The sequence below is a fragment of the Bradyrhizobium sp. dw_78 genome, assembly GCF_018449525.1.
GTDB lineage: Bacteria > Pseudomonadota > Alphaproteobacteria > Rhizobiales > Xanthobacteraceae > Bradyrhizobium.
The window spans coordinates 1-2304 of sequence record NZ_JAAVUS010000023.1 but is presented as its reverse complement, the minus strand read 5'-3'; the positions used below and the strand labels follow the sequence as shown (position 1 = coordinate 2304).

The window sequence follows — 2304 nt, the reverse complement described above, 5'->3', positions numbered from 1 at the left end:
AGAATTTGACGAGCAGATTACCCTTGACGGAATGGTCCTGGATTCCGGACGCGATCTGGCCGGTATAGGAAATGCCGATCGTAGCCTGCGGCGTCATCAGCAGATCGAGCCCGGTTTCGATCAGCGCGGCATCGCTGGCGAGCGGCGCCCCGGCAACGGTGAAGTTCGCCGCCGTGCCCTCGAATGCGAGGGCGGCCTCAGGCGTCACGTCGCCGAAGGCATGTTGCCAGGCCGCCGAGGCACGGGCCGCCAGCACCATTTCATTCGGCAGGATGTAGTTGGTCGCGACCCGGGCGCCGAGCGTGGAGTAGCCGACATCGTCCTCGCTGCCCGAGCCGGTGAGCACCGCCATGGTGCTGCCGGTCTCGTTGAAGCCTTCGGTGTTCAAATGCACCCAGGCGAGCCCCGCGAACGGCTCGGCCGCGACCGCGCCAACCGCCATGCTATAGCCGACCTCCTCGAAGACCTGCGCCGTGCTGGCGCCATAATGGGCGCTCGCAATGTCGGAAAAGCCGGGAAACACGATCGACCGGCTGGTGCCGAGCGTGCTCCAGCCCCAGGCGGCGCCGGCGCGGAAATTCCAGGGACCGTAACTCGCACCGGCATAAGCGCCGAGTTGCGCGGTGTCGATATTGGCGAAGCCCGCGCTGTTGCTCACATTCGAATTGGTGTGGCCGCCGGCGATGCCGGCGCGCCAATTGGCGCCGAAGCGTTGATCGACACCGGTGAAGAAGCCGTCGAGATTGCGGCTGACGCCGGCGGCATTGCCATCGCCGTCGATGCTGCCCCAGGCCCCGACGCCTTGCGCCCACCAGGCCAGGTCAGGCGGCGCCGCGGCGGCCGGCAGGCTCTTGAGCGCGAGCGCAGGCCGGGCGGAATCGGCATAGGCGAGAGCGGCGACGGCAGGATCAAAGCGATCCGCAAAATCGCGCTCGGGCTCCGCATAGGCTTGCTGCGGTCCGCCCGAGCCCAGCGCAGAGACCGGTCCCGCCGCATTCTCGAAACCTGCCTGGCGCAAACGCCCGAGCATCGCCTGGCGGAAGTAGCGGCTGTCATCGACCATCGCGCTCTGCGCGCTCGCATGAATCTCACCCGAGAGCGCATCGAAGGCCTGCCGGGCGCCGGCGGTCGAAACCTGGGCCGCGATCGCCTGAAACAACGAACTGTCCATCGGAAGCGCCGCCAGCGCGGCGGCGACATTGAACTGGTTGGGCGTCGCTGCGGCGCTCGTGAACCCGCGCGTCTGCCGCAGGCTCAACAGCACGGAGTCCGGCGTGTATTCCAGCATCGGGCTGAGGAATATGAATCCGGGGTTCAAAACGTTCGAGAACGTGCCGCTGACCCCGCCCTGCGCCGTCAGGATCGTGTAAGTGAGATTGACCGCCGGCGTGCCCGACAGCTGCACGTTGCCGCCCGCCAGCGTCGCATGGCCGCTCGCGGCAATCAGGTCCGACTGGCCGGCTGCATTCACTTCGACCTGATACGCCGAGCCCGCGCTGAAGCCGACATTGCCGGCGACGTGCAGGGTCCCGATGGAATTCCCCGGTGCGACGATCCCGCCATCGACGACGTTGAGGCCGCCGATGGTGCCGCTGCCCATCAAGGTACCGCCGGAATTGACGGCTACCGTCGACGCCAGCGCGCCGTTTACATCGAGAACGCCGGCATTGATATTGGTCGGCCCGGTATAGGTGCTGGCGCCGGTGAGGGACAAGGCGCCACCGCCGGTTTTGGTCAGCCCGCCGGTCCCGCCGATGGCCCCCGAAAACGTCGTCGAGGTCCCGTCGTTCCCGCTGGCGAGCGTCGCCGATCCCAGCGTAACGCCGCCGCTGCCGGCGAGCGAGCCGATGCTGTTGTCGAAACCGGCGAGGTTGAGCGTCGCGCCGCTTGCGATGGTGAAGGCGCTGCCCGGTGAAAAGACATTGGCCGCGCCAGCCTGAAACGTTCCCGCGTTGACCAGCGTCGCGCCGGCATAGGTGCCGGACCCGGAGAGCGTCAGGACGCCCGCGCCGAGCTTGGTCACTCCGCCCGTGCCTGAGATCGCACCGGTGAAGGCCGAAGCATTGGATCGGTTGAAGGCGAGCGTTCCATTGTCGGCCACGTCTCCGACGATCGACCCGCTCGTTCCGCCATTGCCGACCTGCAGCGTGCCGCCGGATATCGCGGTGCCGCCCGTATAGGTGTTCGCAGCCGTCAGGTTCAGCGTGCCAACGCCCGCCTTGACCAGGCCCCCGGCGCCGGACAGCACCCCGTTCCACGTCGCGCCAAACCCGTTGGTGTCGATCGTGGAAATACCGCCCGTCA

General features: G+C 67.4%; 1 protein-coding gene. It reads right to left on the bottom strand.

The annotated features are described in order from the left end of the window. The coding region (locus HB630_RS28160; RefSeq protein WP_213775998.1) for an autotransporter domain-containing protein at window positions 1–2304 on the bottom strand (2304 nt) is incomplete at both ends.